This window comes from Bacillus sp. JJ1521, assembly GCF_036965165.1.
Lineage (GTDB): Bacteria > Bacillota > Bacilli > Bacillales > Bacillaceae_L > Ferdinandcohnia.
This window is the reverse complement of sequence record NZ_JBALOX010000140.1, coordinates 18,932-45,114: the sequence shown is the minus strand read 5'-3', so window position 1 is coordinate 45,114 and position 26,183 is coordinate 18,932. Positions and strand designations below refer to the sequence as shown.

General features: G+C 38.1%; 23 protein-coding genes and 1 other annotated feature. Of the genes, 7 read left to right on the top strand and 16 right to left on the bottom strand.

Annotated elements, in window-relative coordinates:
• Nucleotides 1-959, top strand: a 959-nt coding sequence (locus tag V7147_RS18155; protein ID WP_335369243.1) for a pyridoxal-phosphate-dependent aminotransferase family protein, incomplete at its 5' end; no start/stop codon positions are given.
• A 118-nt stretch (nt 960-1,077) separates the two neighbouring features.
• Here V7147_RS18155 and hprK read toward each other — a convergent pair.
• The 4 genes from hprK to V7147_RS18135 all read right to left on the bottom strand — a co-directional run bounded on the left by hprK (nt 1,078) and on the right by V7147_RS18135 (nt 5,676).
• Nucleotides 1,078-2,016 (bottom strand): HPr(Ser) kinase/phosphatase, encoded by a 939-nt coding sequence (gene hprK / locus V7147_RS18150; protein WP_335369242.1) that lies wholly within the window; start codon nt 2,014-2,016, stop codon nt 1,078-1,080.
• Between the two features lie 230 nt (nt 2,017-2,246).
• Nucleotides 2,247-2,861 carry an isochorismatase family cysteine hydrolase gene (locus tag V7147_RS18145; RefSeq protein ID WP_335369241.1) on the bottom strand — a complete coding sequence of 205 codons (615 nt, stop codon included), beginning with the start codon at nt 2,859-2,861 and terminating at the stop codon, nt 2,247-2,249.
• Nucleotides 2,862-2,946: 85 nt separating this feature from the next.
• The gene (locus tag V7147_RS18140) at nt 2,947-4,185 is read right to left on the bottom strand and encodes an MFS transporter (protein ID WP_335369240.1); all 1,239 of its coding nucleotides are present in this window, start codon (nt 4,183-4,185) and stop codon (nt 2,947-2,949) included.
• Nucleotides 4,186-4,218: 33 nt separating this feature from the next.
• Nucleotides 4,219-5,676: an aldehyde dehydrogenase family protein gene (locus V7147_RS18135; RefSeq protein WP_335369239.1), complete on the bottom strand. Its 1,458-nt coding sequence runs from the start codon at nt 5,674-5,676 to the stop codon at nt 4,219-4,221.
• Between the two features lie 180 nt (nt 5,677-5,856).
• Here V7147_RS18135 and V7147_RS18130 point away from each other — a divergent pair, with 180 nt between their 5' ends.
• A complete protein-coding gene (locus tag V7147_RS18130; RefSeq protein WP_335369238.1) occupies nt 5,857-6,732 on the top strand; it encodes a LysR family transcriptional regulator in 876 nt (291 codons plus the stop codon).
• Between the two features lie 99 nt (nt 6,733-6,831).
• On the opposite strand, the gene yiaK is transcribed toward V7147_RS18130, so the two are convergent.
• Together yiaK and V7147_RS18120 are read right to left on the bottom strand one after the other, a co-directional pair.
• On the bottom strand, nt 6,832-7,833 hold the full coding sequence (yiaK, locus tag V7147_RS18125; RefSeq protein ID WP_335369237.1) for a 3-dehydro-L-gulonate 2-dehydrogenase: 1,002 nt from the start codon (nt 7,831-7,833) through the stop codon (nt 6,832-6,834).
• Nucleotides 7,834-7,857: 24 nt separating this feature from the next.
• Nucleotides 7,858-8,700, bottom strand: coding sequence for a sulfurtransferase (locus V7147_RS18120; protein ID WP_335369236.1), 843 nt, complete (start codon nt 8,698-8,700; stop codon nt 7,858-7,860).
• Nucleotides 8,701-8,841: 141 nt separating this feature from the next.
• Here V7147_RS18120 and V7147_RS18115 point away from each other — a divergent pair, with 141 nt between their 5' ends.
• A complete protein-coding gene (locus V7147_RS18115) occupies nt 8,842-10,434 on the top strand; it encodes an acetolactate synthase large subunit (RefSeq protein ID WP_335369235.1) in 1,593 nt (530 codons plus the stop codon).
• A gap of 60 nt (nt 10,435-10,494) precedes the next feature.
• Here the strand turns inward: V7147_RS18115 and V7147_RS18110 are convergent, their stop codons facing one another.
• The 5 genes from V7147_RS18110 to proB form a co-directional block, all read right to left on the bottom strand.
• Entirely contained in the window at nt 10,495-11,691 is a 1,197-nt protein-coding gene (locus tag V7147_RS18110; RefSeq protein ID WP_335369234.1) for a class I SAM-dependent rRNA methyltransferase, read from the bottom strand.
• Between the two features lie 112 nt (nt 11,692-11,803).
• Nucleotides 11,804-12,397, bottom strand: a complete 594-nt coding sequence (locus V7147_RS18105; RefSeq protein ID WP_335369233.1) for a hypothetical protein — start codon at nt 12,395-12,397, stop codon at nt 11,804-11,806.
• A gap of 25 nt (nt 12,398-12,422) precedes the next feature.
• Complete coding sequence (locus V7147_RS18100; RefSeq protein WP_335369232.1) at nt 12,423-13,595, bottom strand: ParM/StbA family protein; 1,173 nt, start codon at nt 13,593-13,595, stop codon at nt 12,423-12,425.
• A 352-nt stretch (nt 13,596-13,947) separates the two neighbouring features.
• Entirely contained in the window at nt 13,948-15,192 is a 1,245-nt protein-coding gene (locus tag V7147_RS18095) for a glutamate-5-semialdehyde dehydrogenase (RefSeq protein WP_335369231.1), read from the bottom strand.
• Nucleotides 15,185-16,312, bottom strand: a complete 1,128-nt coding sequence (proB, locus tag V7147_RS18090) for a glutamate 5-kinase (protein WP_335369230.1) — start codon at nt 16,310-16,312, stop codon at nt 15,185-15,187. Before proB ends, V7147_RS18095 begins: the two co-directional genes overlap by 8 nt.
• 47 nt (nt 16,313-16,359) lie before the next feature.
• Nucleotides 16,360-16,585 (bottom strand) — a binding site (T-box leader).
• A 287-nt stretch (nt 16,586-16,872) separates the two neighbouring features.
• On the opposite strand from proB, the gene ahpC reads away from it, so the two are divergent.
• Complete coding sequence (gene ahpC, locus V7147_RS18085; RefSeq protein WP_335369229.1) at nt 16,873-17,442, top strand: alkyl hydroperoxide reductase subunit C; 570 nt, start codon at nt 16,873-16,875, stop codon at nt 17,440-17,442.
• Between the two features lie 12 nt (nt 17,443-17,454).
• Nucleotides 17,455-19,035, top strand: a complete 1,581-nt coding sequence (gene ahpF / locus V7147_RS18080; protein ID WP_335369228.1) for an alkyl hydroperoxide reductase subunit F — start codon at nt 17,455-17,457, stop codon at nt 19,033-19,035.
• A gap of 73 nt (nt 19,036-19,108) precedes the next feature.
• Here the strand turns inward: ahpF and V7147_RS18075 are convergent, their stop codons facing one another.
• Entirely contained in the window at nt 19,109-19,351 is a 243-nt protein-coding gene (locus V7147_RS18075) for a DUF4190 domain-containing protein (protein ID WP_335369227.1), read from the bottom strand.
• A 105-nt stretch (nt 19,352-19,456) separates the two neighbouring features.
• Nucleotides 19,457-19,681: a hexameric tyrosine-coordinated heme protein gene (locus V7147_RS18070; RefSeq protein WP_335369226.1), complete on the bottom strand. Its 225-nt coding sequence runs from the start codon at nt 19,679-19,681 to the stop codon at nt 19,457-19,459.
• 546 nt (nt 19,682-20,227) lie between these two features.
• Here V7147_RS18070 and V7147_RS18065 point away from each other — a divergent pair.
• The gene (locus V7147_RS18065; protein WP_335369225.1) at nt 20,228-21,073 is read left to right on the top strand and encodes a formate/nitrite transporter family protein; all 846 of its coding nucleotides are present in this window, start codon (nt 20,228-20,230) and stop codon (nt 21,071-21,073) included.
• A 155-nt stretch (nt 21,074-21,228) separates the two neighbouring features.
• Here the strand turns inward: V7147_RS18065 and V7147_RS18060 are convergent, their stop codons facing one another.
• The 3 genes from V7147_RS18060 to V7147_RS18050 all read right to left on the bottom strand — a co-directional run bounded on the left by V7147_RS18060 (nt 21,229) and on the right by V7147_RS18050 (nt 24,967).
• Nucleotides 21,229-22,761 carry an anti-sigma factor family protein gene (locus V7147_RS18060; RefSeq protein ID WP_335369224.1) on the bottom strand — a complete coding sequence of 511 codons (1,533 nt, stop codon included), beginning with the start codon at nt 22,759-22,761 and terminating at the stop codon, nt 21,229-21,231.
• Nucleotides 22,739-23,302, bottom strand: a complete 564-nt coding sequence (locus V7147_RS18055; RefSeq protein WP_335369223.1) for an RNA polymerase sigma factor — start codon at nt 23,300-23,302, stop codon at nt 22,739-22,741. Before V7147_RS18055 ends, V7147_RS18060 begins: the two co-directional genes overlap by 23 nt.
• Before the next feature lie 195 nt (nt 23,303-23,497).
• Entirely contained in the window at nt 23,498-24,967 is a 1,470-nt protein-coding gene (locus V7147_RS18050) for a multicopper oxidase family protein (protein ID WP_335369222.1), read from the bottom strand.
• A gap of 480 nt (nt 24,968-25,447) precedes the next feature.
• On the opposite strand from V7147_RS18050, the gene V7147_RS18045 reads away from it, so the two are divergent.
• Nucleotides 25,448-26,128, top strand: coding sequence for a hypothetical protein (locus tag V7147_RS18045; protein ID WP_335369221.1), 681 nt, complete (start codon nt 25,448-25,450; stop codon nt 26,126-26,128).
• Nucleotides 26,129-26,183: the final 55 nt, after the last annotated feature.

The window sequence follows — 26,183 nt, the reverse complement described above, 5'->3', positions numbered from 1 at the left end:
AAGCAGCTGTGGTAAATACGGTTTCCCCTGGAGATGAAGTAGTCGTCATCACGGTTGGGGCATTTGGAGATTACTTCGTTTCGATCTGTGAAAAATATGGCTTGACTGTACATAAACTTGAAAAAAGTTGGGGTGAAGCTTGTACAAAGGAAGACCTCGTGGTTTTTTTGAAACCGCTATCTAATATTAAAGCTGTTTTTACTACGTATAATGAAACGTCAACAGGGATCTTAAACCCCGTCAACGAATTAGCAGAAGTGGTACGCAATCATTCAGATGCTCTTTTTATAGTCGATGGTGTAAGCTGTATTGGCGGTGCCCCTGCTGAAATGGATGAATGGGGAATTGATATATTGGTAACGGGTTCGCAAAAAGCGATGATGCTTCCTCCGGGACTTGCCCTTCTAGCCGTCAGTGATAGGGCATGGAAAGTAATAGAGGCTAATCAGACTACTGCATATTATCTAAATCTCTTAAGCTACCGAGAGTGGGCCGTAAAAGGAATGACACCTAATACGCCATCAATTTCGCTCATTATGGGTCTTTCTGCTGTGTGCGACTTAATTGAGGAGGAAGGCGGATTTTCGAAAACGGTTGAACGACATGAAGTGATGAAAAACATGGTTCGTGAATCTATGAAGGCCCTGTCAATTGAATTATTAACGAGTGATGAGTTTGCATCACCAACAATTACGGCAGTTCGTGCTCCAGAAGGATTGGATCTCGCATCCTATATAGGACACTTAAAGAAGCAGTATCACCTTGACTTTGCTGGTGGTCTTGGCCATCTTCAAGGTAAAATATTCAGATTTGGACATATGGGTTATTGCTTCCCTAGCGATATTCTTCAAGCAGTTTCCCTAATGGAAGCAGGTTTGCAGGACTTTTCCTATCGTTTTGAGCCTGGTACAGGAGTGAATGCAGCACAAAATGTTTTCTTGTCCTCTTTAAGAAAATAGCATAAGTCAATATCGAATAAAACGGCAGAATCCTCTGCCGTTTTTATTATGAATTCATTGCCAACTAATATAAACTCAGTACAAACTTAAACTTGGTCATTTTTTATTGTTATTCACTTTATTTATCTCCATTGGAATTCGACATTTCTTCCTCAATTCTACTCATGAATTCCTCTGCCGCATTGTACCCTTGCTGCTTTAAATACCAATTATTTGCAGCTGCCTCAATTAACCCTGCTACATCGCGTCCTGGCTGTAGCTGAATTTCAATTGAAGGAATCTTTACACCCATATATTCCATTGTATTAATTTCTTGATCCAAATCATTATACAAGCCGTCTTTTTCCCACTTCGTCAAATGAATATCAAGGGAAATGCGCGTTTCATCTTGAAATGCTTTCCGTCCATACATACGAACTACATTTAAAAGCCCTATACTACGGAGTGCCAAAAATTCCTTTGATTTTTCATCATGTGTTCCAAGGATGGTTTGTGGGCTTAGCTTTTTCAAAACGACGATATCATCCGATACAAGCCGGTGTCCCCTTCGAATTAACGTATGAGCCGTCTCGCTTTTTCCTACGCCTGAATTTCCACGAATTAGAATCCCGATCCCAGACACATTCATACAAACACCATGGACAGCAATTTCCTCGGCTAATTCCTTAATCAAAAAAGCATCCAAATTCACAATAAAATCAGAGGTTACCTCAATCTCTTTGGTCACCAATAACGGAATCCCTTGCTCCACACAGTGTTGCGTTAAATAAGTGAGTCCCTCTTCCCCGCAAGTAACGATAAAACAAGGGGGATGATATTGAACAATATTCCCAATCCTGATTTTGCGCTCCTCTTTTGTGAGCTTATGTAAATACGTAACTTCCTTTTTCCCTAAAATTTGAACTCGCTCTGTCGGAAAAAAATCAAAATGGCCAACAAACTCTAGGCCAGGACGATGCACCCGAGATTGTATGATTGTATTCTGCAGCTGACTTTCACCAGCAAGGACCTTCAATGAAAACTTGCGTACCAAGTCTTCTACAGTTATTTTCTTCACAATTCCATTCACTTCCCAAAATCTTTATTAATAGAATTATACTTTAAGAAGGGTGGAAGCGTCATCATATTGTTGTATTTATTTATGGTGGATTTTGCATTTATCCATATATGGTGGTTTTGGTCCGATTTATTTGAATTAGGTCTGATTTATTTCTAAGATGGATCGATAGCCAGCAACTTTGTCCGATAAATTCACAAATCCTTTTTAGCCCCCTAAGAAGCTTCCCATTAAATTTCTGCTATTAATTCATCCGTATTCATGACTCTACCAAATACTTTCCCGATTATTGAAAGTGTGGCATTATGGGACATTTCATCTAATCCTCCATTAGCATCGCTAATAAAGGCAACCTTATAATCCCGCATAAATGCACTACGTGCGGTGGATTCACAACAAATATTTGTTACAGTTCCGATAATGATAACAGTATCTACCTCGTTCATTCCACGTATGTTGTTAATTATGGTTTCTAGCTGGGTATTATAAAAAGCATCATACCTGTGTTTCGTAATGATTACTTCCCCTGGTAAAGGTTCTAACTCTTTTATAATTTCAGCTCCATAGGTCCCATCACGCATCCCCGCTTCTTTCAACTTCGTATTATACGCTGCTTCTAGAGGTGAAATATTGAAATGGTCAGATAATACATGTCTTGTAAATATGATTGGAATGCCCACTTCCCGACAATGATCCACTATACGTTTCATGTTGGGAATATTTTCTCTAGCCATCGGCACTTCCATAATTGCACCTTCATTAACAAAATCATTTTGCATGTCAATCGCTAATAAAACGGCTTTTTTACTATTAAATTCCCAAGGCAAATCAACTAATTTTTCCATATTATTTTCTCCTTTTTATTAGAATTGAATACAAAGGTAGGCATAGACCTACCTTTGTTTGACGTTATTAATAATCGATTACTAATCAAGTTGCAATAGATGCTAGTTCATTCTTTTTGAGTTTTATCGGGGCCGTTTCCTTCAATCCAAAAGCAATGATACCACCGATTATAGCGCCAGCACATGCTATATAAAGAGGTGCCTCTAGTCCCCATGCATCAGCCGCAAAACCTGCTAAGACTGGTGCTACACATCCCCCAACAAGTTCACCAATTAATTGAGTGACTGAAATCGCACTAGCAATTAATCCTGCCTTGATAGACTCACCAGGGATAATAGCCATAAATAATGGGAAGCACGCCTGCCCTACTGCAGTAAAGAATCCTAAAATCATCATTAAACCTACTGATCCATGTACTAAAGCTAAAACAAGTGGTGATAAGCATGCAACAAAACTAAAGATAATGAGTGTAGGTTTTCTTCCAATTTTATCGGAAATTGCAGGTCCTACAAATCCCCATATAAATGATCCAAAGCCAACTGACGCCATAATCAGTCCCATTTGACCAGGAGTGTATCCTATCGATGTAAGATAAACAGGAGCAAAAGTTGTAAATACAAATAACCATGTCATAAATACAGCGGAAATAAGTGTACATAATAATGTATTACGATTCTTATAGACTTGAAGATAATCTTTTCGCGTTACCTTTACAGGCTCCTGCTGTACATCATCAACAGCTTTTTTTGGATCACGCATGTATTTTGCTAGAATGAAAAACATAATTATTCCTGGAACACCTACGAGATAAAATGCACCATGCCACGAATATTTTACTGCATAAGCTGTTACGATAATTGGAGTAAGTGTTGCCCCTATGAGCCCCAATGAACTTTGCATAAACCCTGCATTAAATCCTCTGCGCTTTGGGGTAGATTCTGACAATATTGCAGATTGTGCAATGGGTTGTACTGGTCCTTCCGCAAGCCCCATCGCAGCACGTACTAGAATCATGGCCAAGAAGGTAGTCGCTATACCTGAAAGAAATGAACATATTGAAAAGACCAACGTTGCAGGTAAAAGTACCTTGCGTTTTGACCCTATAAGATCCGATAATGAACTAAAGACCCAACCGGATATAGCCCATGTTATTGATAGAACTGCTACAATCATTCCGAGATCTGCATTTGTTAATCCCAGATCAGGTGCAATAAAGGGAAATAAAAACACAATACTTAATCTTTCCATAAATACGAACCCAAACAAGAAAAACATCATAAGGACAATACCATTTTCATAATTAAAAAAAGTACTTTTTTTCATTTGATCAACCCCTTCTTATTTTGTCTTAAAGTATTAAAAAGGAAATTCCCTTGGACTATGTTGTACTGAAACCCATTTAATGGTGGTAAACTCATCCAAAGCCCATTTCCCATTAAATCTACCGATTCCTGAAGCTTTTTCTCCACCAAAAGCGATATGGGGTTCGTCATTGATACTTTGATCATTCACATGGATCATTCCAGTATGTATCTGATTTGCCACGCTGACACCGCGCTCAACAGATTTAGAAAATACTGATCCACTTAAACCAAATAATGAATGGTTTGCTACTGCTATCGCCTCTTCTTCATTTTCTACAGGAATGATAATCGCTACAGGTCCAAATATTTCTGTTTGTGCAATTTCCATTTCATTGTTAACATCCATTAATATGTAGGGAGACATTAAATTTCCTTCTATACGTCCTTCTAAAGCGAAACTTGCGCCTTCTTTAATGCTCATATCTATTAATGATTTAATTTGGTCAACCTGTTTTCGCTCAATTAATGGTCCAATATCGGTAGTAGGATCTGTGGGGTCCCCCGACTTTAACATCTGTACTTTTCCTTTAAATTTCTCTATAAAAGGTTGATATACTTTTCTATCTACAACAAATCGGTTGATTGCCATACAAATTTGACCCTGATTCATAAACTTTCCAAACACGGCTGCTGATGCAGCTTGTTCTAGATCAGCATCATCTAATACAATAAAAGCATTATTTCCGCCTAATTCTAGTGCTGTTTTTTTCAAATGTTTACTTGCTAAAGAGCCTATCCGTTGCCCGACCTCTGTGGACCCAGTAAATGAAATCATTCTTGGGATCGGATGTTCAACAAAATAATCACCAATGTCACTTCCCGCCCCTATAACAACATTAAATAATCCACTTGGTAATCCTGCCTCCTCAAAAATTTCTGCCATCACCAAACCACCACTTATAAAAGTAAAAGAGGCTGGTTTTAAGACAACACCACTTCCTGTTGCCAATGCCGAAATGACTGATCGCATTGCCAAATGAAACGGTACATTCCACGGAGCAATGACTCCTACTACGCCTAATGGTAAATGAATAAGTCTGTTTTCTTTACCGGGTATAATGGATGGTACTGTTTCTTCAACCATTCGATAAGGATAGGTTGCTGCCTCTTTCATAATTGCTACCGCTAATCCTAAAAATTCTAGTTTTGCTTTCATTTGAGTACTACCAGCTTCAGCTATCAGAATTTCAACCAATTCACTTTGCCGTCTTTCTATGGCGGTGATTGCGCTTTCAATTATTTCTACTTTTTTGGAAGCCGGAACCTTCACCCATTGCTTTTGTGCTTCATTCGCACTTTCATATGCTTCATCGACATCCTGTGTATTAGCTAATTTAAGCTCTACTAGTACTTCATCCGTAAAAGGGTTCCTATTTTCTAAAATCTTGTTGTTAGAGCCCTCGCGCCAAACACCACCTATAAATTGTTTATTCCATTTCTGAAAATCCATTTCATTTCCCCTTTCATTTTTTTGTAGCCTTGCTTATTACTGCAAGGCGACCGTGGTTGAAATCTCTTTCATTGATAAATATGTAATTTTATACTATCATGGTACTGAAAATTTAGAAAATACCGATAACATTATGTGTTCATACTTTTAAAGTATGCTTTAAGCAAATGGAGGTTAAATATGGATATAAGACAATTGCGTTATTTCCTAACAATTGTTGAGGAAGGGCAAATCACCAAAGCAGCAAATAAACTGAATATGGCCCAGCCACCTTTAAGTCATCAACTGAAACTGTTAGAGGAGGAAATGAATACCAAACTGATATTAAGAAATGGTCGAAAGTTTGAATTAACTGAGGCAGGTAAGATTCTTTATGACAAAGGAAATGAGTTGCTTAATAACCTTGATGAAATTGAAAATGAAGTAAAGGAGACCGGAGCTGGATTAAAAGGAGTGTTGAGAATTGCCACAACTACGTCTTCCATATGTTTTCTTCCCGAACGTATTAAAGCATTTAAATTAGCCTTTCCTAATGTTACGTTTAAAATATGGGAAGGTGATCCATACCTTATAACCGACTATCTTAAAGAGCGGAGCATCGAACTTGCAATTGTTCGCTCACCTACGGATACTGATAGGTATTCTTCCAAACACATAGGCAGAGAGCCATTTGTTTTTGTTGCTCCAAAGAGTTGGGAATTACAGTCACAATCGTCAATTACAATGAAGGAGATTTCAGAATATCCCTTGCTATTGCTACACAGAATATATGGAGCTGGTGCATATGAACTCCTTTTATCAGAGTTTAACAGATTAGGGCTTACTCCAAAAATCGAATGCGAATCTCCTGATGCCATTATTCTTTTATCTCTGGTTGAAGCTGGTATAGGGGCGACAATTCTTCCAATTTCTGCAGCGCATGTCTATTCGAAAAAGGAATTTAATTTTATTGAAATTATAGATTGCGAGGTACAAATGGATTCTTATGTGATATGGCTAAAGAATGGTTATCTCTCAAAGGTTGCTCAACGGTTTATTGAAAGTTTTGATGGATAACTTGCTTTAGACTTATATGCATATAATTAAACAAGCATCCACTATAAATGGATGCTTGCTTAATTATTCAGCCTACCCTATTAGAAAGCCCTAATCTCCTTATAAACTTTTCACAGTTTCCCAAATTTCTTCGTTAACCGGGATACCCTCATTTAAATTTTCCTCGCGCTCTTTAGATGTTCTTTCACCTGGGTAGAGGATATCCGAAATACCATCCCTTTTTGCTGATGTCTTTATATACTCGGACATATTCTTGATATATTGGTCCGCATACTCTTCACCTGCATAGGCCGTCGGATTGATTACAATAAATACTTGTGAAATCCCTTCGTCCCTCGCATCCATCCTCATATCAAATGTAGATCTACCCATCGATAACGCCGAGACCACCATATCAATTGCGATCGAAAGTCCTGAACCCTTCCAAAAACCAGCAGGAAGAATCTCACCGCCGTTTAGAATAGCGTCTGGGTCATCCGTAAGATTACCTTCTGAATCATATCCACCATCAAATGGTAGCTTCTTTCCTGCTAACGAATAGGTTTGCAGCTTGCCATATGAAAACAACGACTGTGCCATGTCCAATAAAACATGATCTCCATTTTGTTGTGGGATGGATATAATTAAAGGATTATTACCGATTCGCTTTGCTGTTCCACCCCATGGAGGCATATTAGGGAATGTGTTTGTCATGCAAATGCCAATACAGCCTGCATCAGCTGCCTTCAAACCATAAGAACCACCCCGGAGCCAGTGATTTGTATTATTTAAAGCAACGCAGCCGATTCCAAATTCTCCAGCTAGCTCAACCGCTCTTTCCATCGCAATTGTTGCATTTGTTGGGCCAAACCCCAATTGTCCATCCCATTGCTCAAGTGCGCCAATGCCACTACGTTTTTCCGGACGCATCTTTGGCTTAATCGCACCCTCGTCTATTGCCTTTACAATCGAGGGAAACCTATTCAACCCATGGGAGTAGACACCATCACGGCTATTATCAGTGATAATCGATGCAGCTGTCTCTGCCATTTCCTCTTCAAATCCTCTTTTTAAAAGAACCCTTTTAAATTCATTTTTCAATTCATCGTACGGTACACGCATGTCTACAACTCTCCTTACGAAATATTAATCCTCGTTCCCTTTTACTACTGGATTTTCCTCATAAGAAACCCAATCGCTATAGCTTCCTGCATATAATCTTACATTTTTAAACCCTGCCATTTTTAATGCAATATAATTCGGGGTGGCTGTTACACCTGAGCCACAATAAACGATGATCTCATCGTCCTTGTTTAGGTCTGCAAATCTCTTTTTCTGTTCTTCACTATTTTTAAAGCTACCTTGTTCAAAACCTTCTGCCCAACACTTATTTATAGCCCCTGGGATATGCCCTGCGATCCGGTCTATCGGCTCTGCTTTCCCTAAATAACGACTTTCATCTCTTGAATCTATTAAGATGGGAGACCTTTTCTTCTGGTTAACGATTTCCTTTACTTCCTTGTATGATGCCAGCATGCTCTCACGAATATTTACTATAAATGAAGCTTGTTCTACTTCCGCTACCTCCTTTGTTGTTGGATATCCCGCTTCAACCCAGCCATTAAAGCCTTCGTTTAATACATAAACCTTGTCATGTCCAAGATACGTCAGCAACCACCAAAAACGGGATGCAAACTGACCTTCACCACCATCATAGGCAACTACTGTTTTTGAATTATCGATTCCTACTTTCTCAATTTCACGCCTAAATTGCTCCATCTCTGGAAGCGGATGTCTTCCTCCATGTTTTGCAACCGGCGCGGACAACTGCTTTTCTAAATCAAAGTAAATAGCTCCTAGAATATGGCTTTCTTGAAAAAACCGTTCCCCTTCGGTTGGATTTCCTAATGCAAATCGGCAATCTACTATTTTTACATCCTTGTTATGTAGTTGTTCAACAAGCCATTCCTTATTCACAACAATATCCACTCAAACCGCCTCCATTTTTTTCTTCATATACCCATTTTACAATTAATAATGGGAATCATTCAAAGAAGGATGAAGAAAATAAGTTTTTTAATTCAATCTAAGGGGAAAATAGGTAAAACAAAGTTTGAAAGGAAGAATCGAATGAAGGCAACAGATGTACTTGTTCATTGTTTAGAAAATGAAGGAGTTGAATATGTTTTTGGCATCATGGGAAAGGAAACTCTTGATCTCATGGATTCATTGTCCAGATCCAAACAGATTACTTATATAAATGTACGTCATGAACAAGGAGCCGCTTTTATGGCTGATGTTTACGGAAGATTATCAAGAAAGGTTGGCGTTTGCCTAGCAACACTAGGACCTGGTGCTACAAATCTGTTAACGGGTATAGCAAGTGCTACTCTTGACCATTCACCAGTTGTCGCGATAACAGGACAAGCCGGCTTTGAGAATCAACACAAAGAGTCTCATCAATATTTAGATATCGTTAAAATGTTTGAACCCGCTACAAAATGGAGCGTTCAAATTAAGGATTCTAAAACGATACCGAAAATAATTCGCAAGGGTTTTAGAGAAGCACAAATGGAAAAGCCCGGCGCTGTCTTAATTGAACTGCCAGAGAATCTAGCACCTGAAATGACTGCCTCCCAGCCATTAGTGGTGACACCAATCCCGAAAAGTATACCTACTACAGAAGCATTGGAAGTTGCACGAACTCTAATAGAGCAGAGCAAAAATCCGGTTGTAATCGTAGGTAATGGGGTAATCCGGCAAGAAGCGGGGAAAGAACTCACGAAATTTATAGAACAACTCAATTCACCTGTTATTCATAGTTTTATGGCAAAGGGAATCTTGCCAAAGGACCATCCACTCAATAATTTTACATTTGGGTTTATCAAGAAGGATGAAGCCCTGCCTTTGATAGACGAATCTGATTTATTAATTGTCATTGGTTTTGATACAATTGAGAAACCGCCTATGGACTGGAATAAAAAGAAATGCCATATTTTACACATTAATCCACTCCCCGCAGAAACCGATGAATATTACCCTGTAAAAGCGGAATTAATTGGAGACTTAAATGAAACAATTCATGTCCTTACTCAACTGGAGGTTCCGTCTAAACAATGGGTTCCGACTAGAAATCTAAAAGAACAAATTGAGATAGCCTATCAAATTAATAAAGATTTAAATGGAAAACAAGCACTTTCGATCGAGAATGTTTTAACTGTTATAGAAAACCTTTCAACAGAAAAGACCATAGTGATCTCTGATGTCGGTGCCCACAAGCTAGCCATTGCCCGTACTTATCAACCAAAACAAGCCGGTCAACTTATTATCTCAAACGGATTAGCTTCAATGGGGATTGCCTTACCTGGTGCCATTGGTGCCAAATTAGCTTGCCCAGATGATCCTGTTATTTGTATTACCGGTGATGGGGGAGCATTAATGAATATAGCTGAATTAGAGACTGCCAAACGATTAGGATTATCGATTATTGTCATTGTGTTAAATAACCTTACCTTAAAATTAGAGGAACAAATGATGGAAGAAAAGTTCTTTCACAGCTATGGAGACAGCTTTGGAAATCCTGATTTTTTGAAGCTTGCTGAAAGCTTCGGGGTAAAAGGCGTGAGGCCTTCCCAATTAAATGAGTTTGACGAATTTTTGAAAAATGCATTAACTGGTGACAATGGACTCACACTAATTGATATTCACATGCCAAATCAATGAAAAAAAGGGATGTTTATTCTGCTTCCATGCAAAAATAAACATCCTTTTTTAATAAAGACTCTAGCCTTTAAGCTTCTTGATAAACGCAACCTTAAGATAGTTCCCTTCCTTAAACTGCTTAATGGTTTGGAAATCTTGAGGTAATGAAAATTCCTCTACAATTTTATATGTGCTGTTACTTTCCTTAAATGCCGCATCGATAAATCCTTTGAATTTTTTCATGTCAAATGAGGCACTATTTGTTGAAGCGACAACGACCCCATTATTCTCAGTAATCGCAATTGCTTCCTTTAGGAGATTCTTATAGTCTTTTTCTGCACTGAAGGTAAATTTCTTCGACCTTGCAAAACTTGGTGGATCAAGGATAACCATATCAAATTTCAGATTCTTTTTACCCGCATATTTAAAATAGTGGAAAACATCCTCAACAATAATATCTTGTACTTCATAATCAATTCCATTTACACTGAACTGCTCAATTGTCTTCGGTAAACTACGATTAGCCAAGTCAACACTTGTTGTCTTAACAGCTCCACCCAGTGCGGCAAAAACGGAAAACGCCCCGGTATATGAAAAGGTATTTAATACGGTTTTCCCTTGTGCATATTTATCGCGAATAGTACGCCTCACATCCCGTTGGTCAAGAAAAACTCCCACCATTGCTTCCTCGTTAAAATACACAGCAAAATTGGCCCCGTTCTCTTTCACAATGATAGGAAACTGACCTCGTTCTCCGTCTACAAATCCATCTTCTTCAATTAGTTTCTCATCTGTGCGAAACCGTATTTTCTCGTAAATCGCTTTATATTCAACTAGGTTTTTTAGCGAAGCAAGTACATACTCTTTATATGTATAAATCCCTTTACTGTACCAGTTGATTAAATAATAACCATCGAAATAGTCAATGGTAAAGCCCCCGATTCCGTCACCTTCTCCATTAAACACTCGAAAAGCGGTTGTTTCCTTATCCTTAAAAAATGAATTTCTTTTATCTAGGGCTGATTTAATCTTTCTTTCGAAAAACGACTGATCAATCTTTTCGGTGTTGTTCCTCGTTAATACCCAACCGTACCCTTTGTTCTGCAGACCGTAATAACCCTTTGCTATAAATGAATGATTTTCATCAACGAGGTTAATGATTGTGCCCTCTTCCATTTGACTTTTTTGGTCAAAGACTTGTTTCGTGATAAGAGGGTACCCTCCCTTATACTTATTCACTAGATTCGATTTTACCTTTATGTTCAATTCCGTACCCATTATCTCCATCCTATCCAATGTGTCTACTTTTACCTATGATACATTTCTCCATGCAAATTTAAAAGGGGCAGCCCCACGCTACTTTTAAAGTAACGAGGACTGCCCCCATTTTTTACTTATTCATCGCTGAAAGAAAATCCCCTAAAAGACCGTCTAAATCAGCTTCGTCCTCAACTTCTTCCATAGGTTCATCTTTCTTTGCCGTTTCCCAGTTAAAATGATTTAAATCATCCTCAAAGTTGTCTGTAGTTACAGCGACTTCGTCAGCAGCTTGTATATGGTCCTCCTTAATTAAAGGATTAACCCGGTGTGCCTCAGCCGATAATTCCTCTTGTAGATAAAGAGCCTCATCTAAATCTAAAGATTTACTATTTAAGGAGGCTAGCAGTGCAGTTGCACGAACTGGATCCATTAATAGCTGATAAATAATACTGCCAAGTAGAGCCTCAGAATGCTCATGTTTTAGCCAATTCCGCTGGGATTTACTTAATGTTTGTGGGAGTGGAACGGTAATGACCTCCCGCTCCTTTGAGTAGGATTGACCTACTCCCTGCATGACAAACTCGGCAATTTTACTGGAAAAATTCCTTCGCTCTGTTTCCTTCAACTTTTGTAGATGCTTTAATAAATGATCAGGTGTATCGGATGGTACGCGAAATGATATCGCTTGTCCCCTTTTCACCTCGGTTGAGGCAGACTTTTTCATAGGATCACCTTATCTTTTTTTATACTTATTTTTTCACCGGCTCTTGTGGTACCTTTTGCTTCACATTTTTTCTTGCATAATCAGTAATGAGCTTATAATAGGCATTCGCCATCATCCAAATGCTCTCTTTTTCATCCTCAAAGAATTCAATGTTATAGCCATCAAGATTATTGTTCAGTGTTTTGAGATAATCCTTTAACACAATGGACCCGCCACCAACGAAATAGCAAATTTCGGTTTGTGAATTTTTCAACCAAACATTGCGAAGTAATCGATATTGCTTTTTCGCTAATTCAAGCATTATGCGGTCTGTTATATCATGAACACTTGTCCGGCTCCCTTTTACCATAATATGATTTCGGTTATTTTTTCTTGTAATGATTTCAACCACATCACGGCGACTATCTAATTCTATTCCATGCTTGGAGCGGATTTCTTCCCTAATCGATTCCAATGATTCAGATACCCCAAGATTAAAGCCTTGAGCCTTATCATCATCGACAGTTCGGTTACGAATGACCGCGATATCCGTCGAAAGTCCGCCAATATCTTGAATTAAAATTCGTTTATCAATTAAATCCTTATTGATTACTTTTAGATTATTATCCATTACTAGATTAATATAAGCGGCAAAACCTTCAGGATAAATCTTCACCTCTTCAAATTTAATGTTTACCTTTAGTCCCTGGTATCTTGGTGTTACAAGAAATTCCACCTGATGGACGGAGCCTGTTAATTTTGAGCTGTATCCCGCATCTTTTCCTTCCTTTACTTCTCGAAGTGGTAAACCAGTTCCGAGGGTGTAATTCGCGTCAATCACATTTTTTGAACGCGGAAAGGCAGATGTGTTTTCCTCTCTTACTGCATCTAAAGCCAATGTAGCAAAAAGCATAATTAGTGTTTGATCTTCTTCTGACTTGCTGCTTCCCGGGTCCAATTCTGACGAGCTGCCGCTCTTAGTCGCCAAATGGCCAACACGATAAATCATATTATTTTCTTTTAGAGCTGGGGAATGCACCTTAATATGAATTCCTTCCAATGGGTCCTTACTATTTAATTCTTCTATTCCAATCACCGGACGGTCCTCGGTGTCTCTAGCGATAATATTAGGTATATTTAATTCATAATCTAGCTCACCAAAGATAGCCTTAACTGAGTCATTTCCAACATCAACTGCTGCAATTCTGGACATAGACATTTTAAACATCATCCCTTTCATTTAGTAGAGCATTTTTATGTATACTGACTTACTAAAAGGTTATAAGAGATTACTAGATTCCACAATGACTCTGGACGAAAAGATACATAACTGTAAACCTGTAAACACTCTGTAAACATGACGATTTTTGTATACATTTTTGTAAACTTAGAATACAAAAATGTACACACATTGTCGTTTCGGGATGTATACAGACTTGTATACATGTAAACGGAATTGTACACGCGCTGTTTACTTTTCGTGTACATGTAAACACTTTTGTAAACATCCGAAAATAAAAAAGGAATGCTACCAAATTTCTTAGTAACACCCCCTACACTTTCATTTTCAATTATCTTATTTGTCCATTTCCTCGAATTGTATATTTGGTAGATGTAAGAGCTGGTAACCCCATTGGTCCACGTGCATGTAGTTTTTGTGTACTGATTCCGATTTCAGCACCAAATCCAAATTCAAATCCATCTGTGAATCTCGTTGATGCATTATGGTAAACAACTGCAGCATCCACTTCTGTGAAAAATTGCTCTACATTTTCAACTGATTCAGAAATAATTGCTTCTGAATGCTTTGTTCCATATTGATTAATATGAGCAATGGCCTCTCCTACATTCTCAACCACTTTTAAAGCAACTTCCAGCCCTAAAAATTCCATGCCCCAGTCTTCCAAACTAGCAGGAATGACATTCTTTCCTACCCGTTGGACCACTTCATCACCATGAATTTTCACATCATGTTCTTGTAAAGCTGTTATTAGCTCTTGTAAATGGTTGGACGCCCAATCCTTTTGCATTAAAACATTTTCAATCGCATTACATACAGATGGACGTTGAGTTTTCGCATTAATCGCAATCTCGATTGCCATCTTTGGATCAGCCGTTTCATCAATAAATACATGACAATTGCCTGCACCCGTTTCTAATACCGGAACGGTCGAATTTTGAACAACTGTCTGAATCAACTTCGCACCGCCACGTGGAATCAATACATCAAGATATTCATTAAGCTTGAACAATTCTGATGCGGTCTCGCGGCTAGTATCTTCTAATAATTGTACGGCCTCAATTGGTAGGTTACTTAACTCAAGCGCATGTTGAATAACCTTCACTAACGCTTTATTTGAATGAATGGCAGTGGAGCTACCACGAAGTACTACGGCATTTCCTGTTTTTAAACAAAGACTCGATGCATCGACCGTTACATTTGGTCTTGCCTCATAAATCATTCCAATAACCCCAAGCGGAACTCGAACCTGAGCCATTTTAAGGCCATTTGGACGTTCCCATTCCTCTACTAATTGTCCGATTGGGTCTGCTAGCTTTGTTAACTGAATAAGGGCATCAGCCATTTCTTGGATACGCTGTTCATTTAATTTTAGGCGGTCAAGTAAGGATTCACTCATGCCATTTTCTTTTCCAGCTTGTAAATCCTTTTGATTTTCTTCTAATATAAATGCTTGTTCCTTAATTAGTTGCATGGAAATCGTCGAAAGTGCCTTGTTTTTTTGTTCTGTCGTCGCTTTTGCTAGAATTGCAGCTGCCATTTTTGCCTTTTTCGCTTTTTCAATTAACTCACTCATACCTCATTCTCCTCTCTTTTTGACTTACCCAATTATCTCTATGGATGACAACACCTTGATCACTCTTTACCTTCACCATTGCCTTAGTACTCGATAAACCTTTAATTTGTATTAATTGATCGGATGAAAAATTAACTTTTCCTTTACCGATAATATCTCCCTTTACGTTAACAACTTCAACGACGTCGTTCATTCTAAAATTGCCAATTATATTCGTCACTCCTGCAGGGAGAAGGCTTTTACCATTTCTTAGTATAGCCGTTGCAGCGCCCTGGTCCACTTCAATTTTTCCGCTTGGGATAGAATGTAAGGCTAGCCACTGCTTTGATGTTTTCATACTTGGTCGGGAAGAATTCCCAATGTATGTTCCATCCCCTTTTCCTGCAAGAATATCAACAAACTTTTCTACTCCTGAACCGGAGCCAATAAACACTTTAACCCCTAGACCCAACGCTGTACGCGCTGCCTCAATTTTTGATTTCATTCCACCAGTGCCTACCTTTGACCCTGCTTCAGAAGCACCACTCATTAATTCATCATGGATATCATCAAGGAAGTTGTATCTTTTTGCCTCTGGATGTGTTCGTGGATTTTGATCATAGATGCCATTAACATCCGTAATAATAATCAAAAAGTTCGCATGAACAAGCCCACTTACTAGCGCCGATAACATGTCATTATCTCCGAAATTTAATTCTTCTAGTGACACGGAATCATTTTCATTGATGATAGGTACAACATTTCGTTTTAGCAATTCTGATAAGGTTGCATTGGCATTATTATATTGATCCTTATATAAGAAGTTTTGCCTTGTTAACAGCAATTGTGCAGCAACAATACCATGCTTTTTAAATTCTTCCGTATATCCCCTTAAAAGCAGACCCTGCCCCACTGCTGCAGCCGCTTGCTTACCTGCAACGGTTTTAGGGCGGGAAGAATAACCAAGATCCATAAAGCCAGCCGCAACGGCACCTGATGAAATAAGAATGACATCATGCCCAAGTTCCTTTAATTGTGCAATCGCATCAACATGCTCACGAAGTTTCTCAATACTAAGACCACCATTTAGATTTGTTAATGAACTACTCCCTATTTTGACAACAATTCGTTTTTTCTTCATTACTTTCACCGCCAATTATTAATGAAAAAAGGCCCTTCCATCCCTATAAAAAGGACGAAAAGACCATTGTCTCTCGTGGTACCACCTTTATTGACACTAGAAGTTCATTCTAGGTCCACTCGAAAACCTTTTAACGCGGGCGGGCGGTTAGGTTTTGCCTAACAGTTCAAGGGACAGGTTCAATAGCATTGCAGGTTGTAAAATCTTTCAGCCGACGAATTTTACTCTCTTTTACCCGAGGACTATTTACTAGTTCCCTATCATTACTTCCTATATATAAACCCTATAACGATCTTTTTATTTTATGATTAGGAATATTATGAATCAAATTTGTTGCAATGTCAATGTCGCTAACTGATAATATGGGAGGAATAATGGGAATAGAATTTTTTTATCTTAATTGTGTAAAATACTATTTAGTTATAATTATTTATGCTTTAAAGTTGACATAAATAATAATATCTATATAATAATTAGTATAAACAAGTAATAATTATAGATTTTTGGTGCATAATACTAATAATCTATTTTTAAATATAACCATATTGGAGGAATTTATTATGTCACTTATTGGAAAAGAAATACTACCATTCACAGCACAAGCTTACAATGCCGGAAATGGCGATTTTGTTGAGGTTTCTCAAGAAAACCTAAAAGGACAATGGAGTATTGTTTGCTTTTACCCAGCAGATTTTACATTCGTTTGCCCAACTGAGCTTGAAGATCTTCAAAGCCAATATGCAACACTAAAAGAATTAGGTGTTGAAGTATATTCTGTATCAACAGACACACATTTCACACATAAAGCATGGCATGATCATTCAGATGCAATTAGCAAAATTACGTATACAATGATCGGTGACCCTTCACAAACAATTTCACGCAACTTTGACGTACTAGACGAAGAAGCTGGTCTTGCACAACGCGGAACTTTCATTATTGATCCAGACGGTGTTGTACAAGCTATGGAAATTAATGCTGACGGTATTGGCCGTGATGCAAGTACTCTTGTTAACAAAATTAAAGCTGCACAATATGTACGTAACAACCCAGGTGAAGTATGCCCTGCTAAATGGGAAGAAGGAAGCGAAACACTTAAGCCAAGCCTAGACCTAGTAGGTAAAATTTAAGGGGTGCGATAAATGGTATTAGATGCTGGTATTAAGCAACAATTAAACCAATATCTCCAACTTTTAGAAAATGATGTGCTACTAAAAGTCAGCGCAGGTTCTGATAAGGTTTCAAAGGACATGCTGTCACTCGTTAATGAATTGGCAGAAATGTCACCTAAAATTAAGGTTGAACAGTCTGAGCTAGAAAGAACACCAAGCTTTAGTGTGAATCGTATCGGTGAAGATACTGGAGTAACATTTGCTGGTATCCCGCTTGGACATGAATTTACTTCCCTTGTTTTGGCTCTTTTACAAGTAAGCGGAAGAGCTCCAAAGGCTGAGCAAAAACTGATTGACCAAATCAAAAATATTAAAGGTGAATATCACTTTGTATCTTATATAAGCCTAAGCTGTCAAAACTGTCCTGATGTTGTTCAAGCGCTTAACTTAATGAGCGTTCTCAACCCTAGCATTACACATACTATGGTTGACGGGGCTGCTTTTAAAGAAGAAGTTGAAAGTAAAAACGTATTGGCAGTACCAACAGTATTCCTAAATGGGGAATCTTTCAGCAGTGGTCGTATGTCATTAGAGGAAATCCTCGCCAAGCTTGGAAGTGCTCCTGATGCATCTGAGTTTGCTAATAAGGAACCATTTGATGTTCTTGTTGTTGGAGGCGGACCTGCTGGTGCAAGTGCAGCAGTTTATGCAGCACGTAAAGGAATTCGTACAGGTATTGTTGCTGACCGCTTTGGTGGTCAGGTTATGGATACTCTTGGCATTGAGAACTTTATTAGTGTTAAGTATACGGAAGGCCCTAAGCTTGCGGCAAGCCTTGAAGAGCACGTAAAGGAATATAATGTTGATGTAATGAACCTGCAGCGTGCAAAACGTATTGAAAAGAAAGACCTCATTGAGGTTGAGCTAGAAAACGGTGCTATTCTAAAAAGTAAAACCGTTATTATTTCAACAGGTGCTAAATGGCGTGATATAAATGTACCAGGCGAAAAAGAGTTCAAGAACAAAGGGATCGCATACTGTACTCATTGTGATGGTCCGTTGTTTGAAGGCAAAGATGTAGCCGTTATTGGCGGCGGTAACTCTGGTGTAGAATCTGCCATCGACCTTGCAGGTATTGTGAAACATGTAACAGTTCTTGAATATAATTCCGAATTGAAGGCTGATACTGTCCTACAAGAACGTCTTTTAAGTCTTCCAAATGTAACGGTGATTACGAATGCCCAAACATCGGAAATCGCTGGATCTGACAAAGTAAATGGTATTACTTACGTTAACCGTGAGACTGGAAAAGAACAACATATTGAAGCACAAGGTGTGTTTATTCAAATCGGTCTTGCTCCAAGTACAGATTGGCTTGGTGACACAGTCGAACGAAACAAAATGGGCGAGATTGTTGTAGATAACCGTGGTGCAACGAATATCCCTGGAGTGTTTGCTGCTGGAGACTGTACAAATAGCCCATATAAGCAAATTATCATTTCAATGGGATCAGGTGCAACTGCGTCTCTAAGCGCATTCGATTATATCATCCGTAACAAATGGGATACAAAAGCTGAAGACGCTGATCAGAAAACTCTAATTCATCAATAAAGATAAGAAGGTCCCTTTCCCTCAGGTGGAATGGGACTTTCTTTTATAAAAAACTGTCTGTAATCAAATATCCTTATATGCCGCGAATGCTATCGGAGAATACCCCTATCATAACCAATATCCAAAATCCTAATTTAAATATAACCAATGAGATGATACCAAGAATTAAACCGGATAATGCCATTGCCCTTTTCTCTTCATTATTTCTTTCTATCACCCCAAAAATAATAGCTAAAACCGGCATAACATAACCTAAAAGAGGAATCCATGCAAAAAATAAACCAATAATCCCTAAAACTAAAGCCGCTACAGCCAAGATTCCCCCCTCCCTTCCTTGCTTCTTTTTATCCGCATTACACAAAAGTAAGTCAAAAGAATGATCCTTAGAAAATTATACAGTATTTCCCCTTAGATTGTTGTCTTATTTCCAATAGTTATTAGCCGCCGCGATCGTTTGAAAATGAATGGCAATTACCTGTGATGCCATGTTCAGACTATCCGGATTTTTTGCATACTTAGGCCGTAACTTTTTTCGAATATCTTCTGAAGGTTGAGTGTATGCCACTCCCTTCCTTGCCAACGTAATTGCCAATTCAAATCCCCCTTGAGATGTTTTCGTCTTTAAGCTCGTAAGCCATTCGTTCATAATTTGTATCCCCCTTTAGCTTCTTACTTTATATCTATAAGGCGGATACCGTGAAAATACGTAAATGCCACCTTATAATTATTAAAGAGTTCACACTTATCGGCTGGGATCGGGTTAAGCACCCGAGCCGATAAATAGTCGGAGAAATTTCGCTTAACTCATAACTTTTTTAAAAAAGAGCTTATATAGACGGAGATATTCCGCCTATTGACTATAAAAATTCGAAAATAGACAATTTTGTTTTGTATAGTCGGAATACCTCCCCTTATATTCCCCAAAACGGCCTCCATTTTGCATTTAACCGGAAAATCTCCGCTTATAATTTCTATTGCCGGTTACTCAGTACTCTATCCCCATTGAAGCATTTTACGCAGTTGTCAATTTAAGTTTTTCTACTGAATCCGATAAATATTTTTCAATATCTATTCTATAACCACAATGTAAATAGTTAAATGTAGTAATTTGTAAAATTGTTCTTGTCAAAGGAAATTCTACCTCATTACAATATAGAGAGTATTACTATTCAAACGAAATGAGGACTAGATCTTGGATTACATAAAACCAACTAAACTAGTAGAAGATGTTGCATCTGCTGGTGCTTACAAATCCAAATTGAAACGAAGTGATATTTTAATAAAGGGGATACTTTCAGGTGCCTTTTTAGGCTTTGCTACAACACTCGCCTATACCGCTACGATTGAAACAAACCTAAGTATTGTCGGTGCCCTTGTCTTTCCAGTCGGGTTCGTACTCATCTTATTATTGGGTCTCGAGCTGGTGACTGGCAATTTCGCGATGTTGCCGCTTGCTAGATTTAGAGGCCTTACCTCTAGCCCTAAAGTAGTCTACAACTTCTTTTGGGCATTCCTTGGAAATCTTCTAGGAAGCCTGCTGTATGGTATTTTATTTTATATTGTTGCGACAAAATTAGGACATGACACCCAGGGAGCTATGATTGATAAAATCATAAGCGTCGCAGAGGGAAAAACCCTTGCATATAAAAGCCTTGGTGGAGAAGGACTAATTGTTGCTTTAACAAAGGCTATATTATGTAATTGGATGGTCACTTTAGGCGCTTTTATGGCATTCGTTTCAAGTTCAACGATCGGAAAAATTGCTGCAATGTGGCTACCGGTGTTTTTGTTTTTCGCCCATGGCTTTGAGCACGCTGTCGTAAACATGTTTGTTATTCCCACAGCCATTCTTATGGGGGCAGACATTACATTAGGTGATTGGTGGATGTGGAATCAAATTCCTGTTACAATCGGTAATTTTTTTGGTGGCTTTATTTTCACAGCATTGGCACTTCATTTGGTGAATAAAAATAAGATAAAAAAAACCGAAAACGTCATTGTTCAGTACCCTACTGCCCTTAAGGATAAAGAAATTTAATATCGCCTGACTAACTTCTGAATCAGAGTAACAGAGAAAGTTTATAATCAGGGCCTTGACACGATAAAAGCCAAATCCCTATACGTAAGGAATTTGGCTTTTATTTTGGGACGGTAATAGTACCTAGAAAGGGCTACAATTATTAATAACCCCTTCTATTTTTGACGAATATCAATCCACCAACGATCTTCCGCATTCATATTTTCAGTGTCACCAAATCCACTATAATGGAAAGCATCAAGGAAGATTGAATCCAATTTATCCTCATCTACAAAATAACCTAGGTTAATCTTCATCGTTTGTCCTGGCTGGATGCTGCCAATATTGTAAAAGCTTTTTCCATTTCCGTGTGGTTCTAGGTAATCAACTTCGCCCGTCATAATACCTTCTTCGGCAATTCCATTTTCTCCAGCATAGTTCCATGCATTCCTTTCAGATTTAAGCACTCGTAAGGATGGATGCATATAGATTTCTTCCGTTTTCTTTTTACTAATATTTTTTACTGTTGTTGTCAGGTAGACAAATTTCAGATTAACTAATTGTGACTCTACTAATTCGTCAACAGAATCTTTACCATTTCCTACCTTATATACATCTCGGTTGTACGGTAACAATTTATTTGCCTGATCTAAAGCCTTATTCGCGCCTAGATTTTCAAGTCTCAATTCTTTAAAGTTCCCTTGTTTAAAATCTTTGATTGAATCAAAGACTTCAACTTTTTCTATTACAAATTCAAGTTTGTCTTCCTCATTTATGGTTACTGGAACTGTTTTACCTACGCTAAATAACTGGTTGCTGTCTTTTTTCAAAGCAATAATGCGAGATTCTGTTGTTTCCTTCTCTTTATCAAAAAGGGCTCCATCATAATCCGCTGTGTATGAAGCATTTTCCTCCGTTGTTGGTTCGAGTGAAATGCTCTCTATGACCTTCATCATTTGTTCATCATTTACATCATTTCCAACATAACTTTGTAACATCATCCCCTCTTCTTCGAATAAGAGAAAGACCTGTCTATCAAATATTACATTTTTGTTTCCAGTATCTTTATTAACAATCACTGCTTTCCTACCATTGATCTCCTTTTCTTCATAGCCGTTTGCATACAATGCTTGAAAATCGGAATTTTTCCCTAATCTCCATAGAATGAATGAAAATCCTCCATTTGCATAGTTATCTTTATATGAATATTTCATAGCCAAACTATCGTATGCTTCCATATTTTCTGGTAAGTAGCCGACTTTCATCTGATACCAACTGTCTTTATTGAAAATGCTATTTGCCACTGAAATAATCACTTCATAATTTTGTTTTTGGACAATCATATCATAGGCTTTTACTGCTCCGAAGGCTGTCGTGGGTATCCCAATCAATAAGCAGGCAGCAGCGATTAATATGCGATTCTTTTTACGCTTGACCTTTGGCTGCTCACCCTTCGTCTTAAGTTCCGAAAGTGCTATACTTTTCTCTTCATATGGCTCAAGCTGATCAAGAACGAGTGAGGCAAAATTATCCGGTAATATTGGTGTTTTGAATGTTTCTTTTATTAATTGTTGCTCTTCCATGAGTGCTTTAGCAACTTGCTTGCATTCGATACAGCTTTTTAGATGGTTGTCTATATTTAGGGATTCGTGACCAGTTTCTAAATCATCTACATAATGTGAAAGCTCATCTACAGTCGGACATTTCATTAAAATAGCCTCCTTCACGGTTAACTGTATTTCTCAATTTTTTCTTAGCTCGATGAAGTTTATTGCGAACGGTTGAAACAGGGACATCTACTAGTTCACTTATCTCCTCATAGCTTAGCTCATTGACATATCGTAAAAGCATTATCATTCGTTCATCTTCTGGAAGAGTAACCAATAACAGCTCTATCTGTCTGTTTTCCTCCCTTTTTAAATAAACAACTTCAGGATGGTTAGGGTTCTTTCCCATTAATTCCTCATTCATCTCCACCTGTTTAGAACGTTTCTTTCGGAATTCATCCATACAATGATTGATTGCCACTCGATAAAACCAACTAGAAAAGGATCCTTTTTCATTATATTTATCAATTTGGTAATACACTTTGATAAATGCTTCCTGTACTAAGTCTTGTGCATCGTGTGGATTTTTTGTCATACGCAAAATCGTGGCATATAACTGATTTTTATATTTATTAATGATGTGTGAATAGGCTTGTTTGTTCCCGGATAGTACTTCTTGGATCCATTGAAATTCCTCTTCCATTGTGACCTCCTACCTCAAACGACCGCGCGCATGTCTCGTTTTTGTATTTCATCTATTATAACGAGTTTTGATTTGAAATAATTTCATTTATTGATGAAATCTTTTTAGAAAAGATAAAAATAACTTAAAGAGCCAAAAATAAAAGAAAACCCCCTCGTTTGGATGTTTAATCCGTTAAGGGGGGGTAGAGTCCATTTAATGGTGATCATGTCCATTTTCGTTTTTAGGTAATGTGGTTGGCACCTGTGATTCTGTACCTGGTTCGACTAATAAGAATTGGCCCATCATGCCGTCGTCTTCATGACGCAATAAATGGCAGTGATACATGTATGGAACATGTGGATCGGCATAATTCCCGAACTCTACTACAATTCTAACTTTTGATCCATTTGGAACAAACACTGTGTCCTTTCTACCTCTTTCATACTCTGAAGGTTCCTTATCATTGATATCCAAGACTCGGAAAGCTGCATTATGGATATGGAAGTTATGAGACCAACCAAAATTATTAATCTCCCAAATTTCCGTTGTACCGGCTGGAACAACCTCATCGATTCGATGCATATCCATGAGTTTATCATTAATCTTATTCTCCATCGTTAGTTTAAATTGACGAACTGGTGCATTCTTTGGTGCTTCTATTGGCGGAACAGTGGAAAGCTGTCCATCTATTGGCGCGACCTGCGTTAATTCAGGGGCTGCAACAATCTTCAACAAATCAAATTCCCCATTATCAATACCGTTATTTCCGCTTTTACTATGGAGAATGGTTTCGTCACCAGGTTTAAATTCAACAACAATTTCTGCTCGTTCACCTGGACTTAACATGAAGTTGTCCATAGAGACTGGCTCTTGAAGGAGTCCAGCATCGTTTGCGACAAGCTTAAATAAACGGCCATCGATGAAGCCAAAATGATAGGCTCTTGCATTTGAGCCATTAAGTAAACGAAATCGGACCTGGCTTGATGTTACCTCAAGATAAGGGTCATACGTTCCGTTCACAAGTATTTCGTCTCCAAGTGTACCAAAGAGTCCTTCGCTATCCATTTTCATTTGGCCCTCACTTGTAAACAACTTATCTTGGATAATAAGCGGTATATCATCAACACCATAGTTAGAGGGTAACTTTTTCGAATCTTCATCATCGATAATAAACATGCCTGCAAGCCCTTTATAGACATGTTGTGCTGTTTTCCCATGTAAGTGAGGGTGATACCAGGTAGTTGCAGACGGTTGGTCAATTGTCCAATGTGGTGTCCATGTTTCCCCTGCCTCAATCATCTGATGTGGACCTCCATCCATCACAGCTGGCAATCTCATCCCGTGCCAGTGTAACGTAGAAGTCTCCCCTAATTGATTTACAACATTAAAAGAAACCTTATCACCGCGTGAAGCCTTAATAGTTGGACCTAAATAGGTACCATTGATTCCAAATGTGTCCGCGGCTTTACCAGGCAACATTTCTGTTGTTCCTGTTTGCATCGTTAATGTAAAGTTTTTGGTACCATCAGATTCTATCGTAGGTTCGACAAGTTCTGGTATTTTTAAGGCTTGCGTAAATTCTAGCTCTCCTACATTTGTAACGATTTCTTCCTTCCCACAACCTGCCAAACTAATTGTAAATAACGTTAGTAGTAGTGCAAAATATCTATTATATGATCTCAATTTTTTCTCTTACTCCCTCTCATACCCATTTGTAGATTACCTTCTATAGCCTGTATCTACTCTATTTTACTACGTTTTTTCTTCGTCCATTTTGAATCACTATTTTGTCATAAAATCGACACATAATTAGTAAATACCGCCAACTTCCAATTTTATATATTTATCCAAATGGAGAGACTACTCTATGTATTGTTGTTTTATACCCTACTTTTACAGAAAAATATCTATTATCGAGATAACAAAACAATCATTGGAGGGATAAAATGTTTCAGTAATATCATTGATCTTTTTTAGAATAATTAGAACTCAAATCTGATCCTTAAGGCTACAACTCTTCCTTCATATTTAACTTCCCAATTCTTACATGGTTTTACCTAAAAAAAGACATGCTAATGAAGGATAAAGTGAAAATCCTTCCACTACATTCAATTTTCTCTAGTAATTTCACAGCTTGATAACCAATGGTTGAAGGGAGTTTTAATGGTGAAATTGTTTCAGGTTAGAAAAGGACAATTTGTCTATTACAATAACGAGTTACATAAGGTTTATGGGGTAAAACCAATGTATAAGCAATCCGTTCATCTTATAAGGCTAAGGGATTTAACACAGCATTTAACCAGTGCAGCACAAGTGGAAAGATATAAACCAAAGGAACTGGACAGCTTTATTTTCAATCACAAAGCATATACGCTCAGACTCGATCAAAATGCTGAAGAAGGAGATTATATTTTAATTCACAACCCTAGGCCCGATTCCTTAGATACTTATTCTCTAAATGAAATTGAAATGGCTGAAACGATTGATAAAAAAGGAATCATTACAAGTAATTCTCACGGAATTAAACACAATGAGTATATGTTAATGGTCCCCGGCCGTGGCAAAGACAGTCATCCGATTGATTTTAAAGACATGGAATCTGGTGATGTTGCAGACTTACAGGAGTCTCCGCCTCAAAATGTGAATCTTTTAGACAATGCATTGCTACCAGCCTTAGGAGACATCTATCAAAAAAAGGACAGTACCGAATTGTTTATAACTATGGTTCTGGCAGTTAAAGCCGAAACTGTTTATCTAGGAGGCGGACTGGAAATATCGGCGTTTGAGTTGATGAACGCCGACAAGTGGGAGTTTCTTTACAATCTTCAGGACCAGGATACGTGAGTTCATCATTGAATGAACCCTACTATAAACTTTCCAAAAATCATGCATTTATCTT

Bases quoted from the DNA above. Each gene is read 5' to 3' on its own strand.
- V7147_RS18145 (WP_335369241.1), bottom strand. From the start codon at position 2,861: ATGGAAAAATTAGTTGATTTGCCTTGGGAATTTAATAGTAAAAAAGCC.
- V7147_RS18140 (WP_335369240.1), bottom strand. From the start codon at position 4,185: ATGAAAAAAAGTACTTTTTTTAATTATGAAAATGGTATTGTCCTTATG.
- V7147_RS18135 (WP_335369239.1), bottom strand. From the start codon at position 5,676: ATGGATTTTCAGAAATGGAATAAACAATTTATAGGTGGTGTTTGGCGC.
- V7147_RS18130 (WP_335369238.1), top strand. From the start codon at position 5,857: ATGGATATAAGACAATTGCGTTATTTCCTAACAATTGTTGAGGAAGGG.
- yiaK (WP_335369237.1), bottom strand. From the start codon at position 7,833: ATGCGTGTACCGTACGATGAATTGAAAAATGAATTTAAAAGGGTTCTT.
- V7147_RS18115 (WP_335369235.1), top strand. From the start codon at position 8,842: ATGAAGGCAACAGATGTACTTGTTCATTGTTTAGAAAATGAAGGAGTT.
- V7147_RS18110 (WP_335369234.1), bottom strand. From the start codon at position 11,691: ATGGGTACGGAATTGAACATAAAGGTAAAATCGAATCTAGTGAATAAG.
- V7147_RS18105 (WP_335369233.1), bottom strand. From the start codon at position 12,397: ATGAAAAAGTCTGCCTCAACCGAGGTGAAAAGGGGACAAGCGATATCA.
- V7147_RS18100 (WP_335369232.1), bottom strand. From the start codon at position 13,595: ATGTCTATGTCCAGAATTGCAGCAGTTGATGTTGGAAATGACTCAGTT.
- V7147_RS18095 (WP_335369231.1), bottom strand. From the start codon at position 15,192: ATGAGTGAGTTAATTGAAAAAGCGAAAAAGGCAAAAATGGCAGCTGCA.
- proB (WP_335369230.1), bottom strand. From the start codon at position 16,312: ATGAAGAAAAAACGAATTGTTGTCAAAATAGGGAGTAGTTCATTAACA.
- ahpC (WP_335369229.1), top strand. From the start codon at position 16,873: ATGTCACTTATTGGAAAAGAAATACTACCATTCACAGCACAAGCTTAC.
- ahpF (WP_335369228.1), top strand. From the start codon at position 17,455: ATGGTATTAGATGCTGGTATTAAGCAACAATTAAACCAATATCTCCAA.
- V7147_RS18070 (WP_335369226.1), bottom strand. From the start codon at position 19,681: ATGAACGAATGGCTTACGAGCTTAAAGACGAAAACATCTCAAGGGGGA.
- V7147_RS18060 (WP_335369224.1), bottom strand. From the start codon at position 22,761: ATGAAATGTCCGACTGTAGATGAGCTTTCACATTATGTAGATGATTTA.
- V7147_RS18055 (WP_335369223.1), bottom strand. From the start codon at position 23,302: ATGGAAGAGGAATTTCAATGGATCCAAGAAGTACTATCCGGGAACAAA.
- V7147_RS18045 (WP_335369221.1), top strand. From the start codon at position 25,448: ATGGTGAAATTGTTTCAGGTTAGAAAAGGACAATTTGTCTATTACAAT.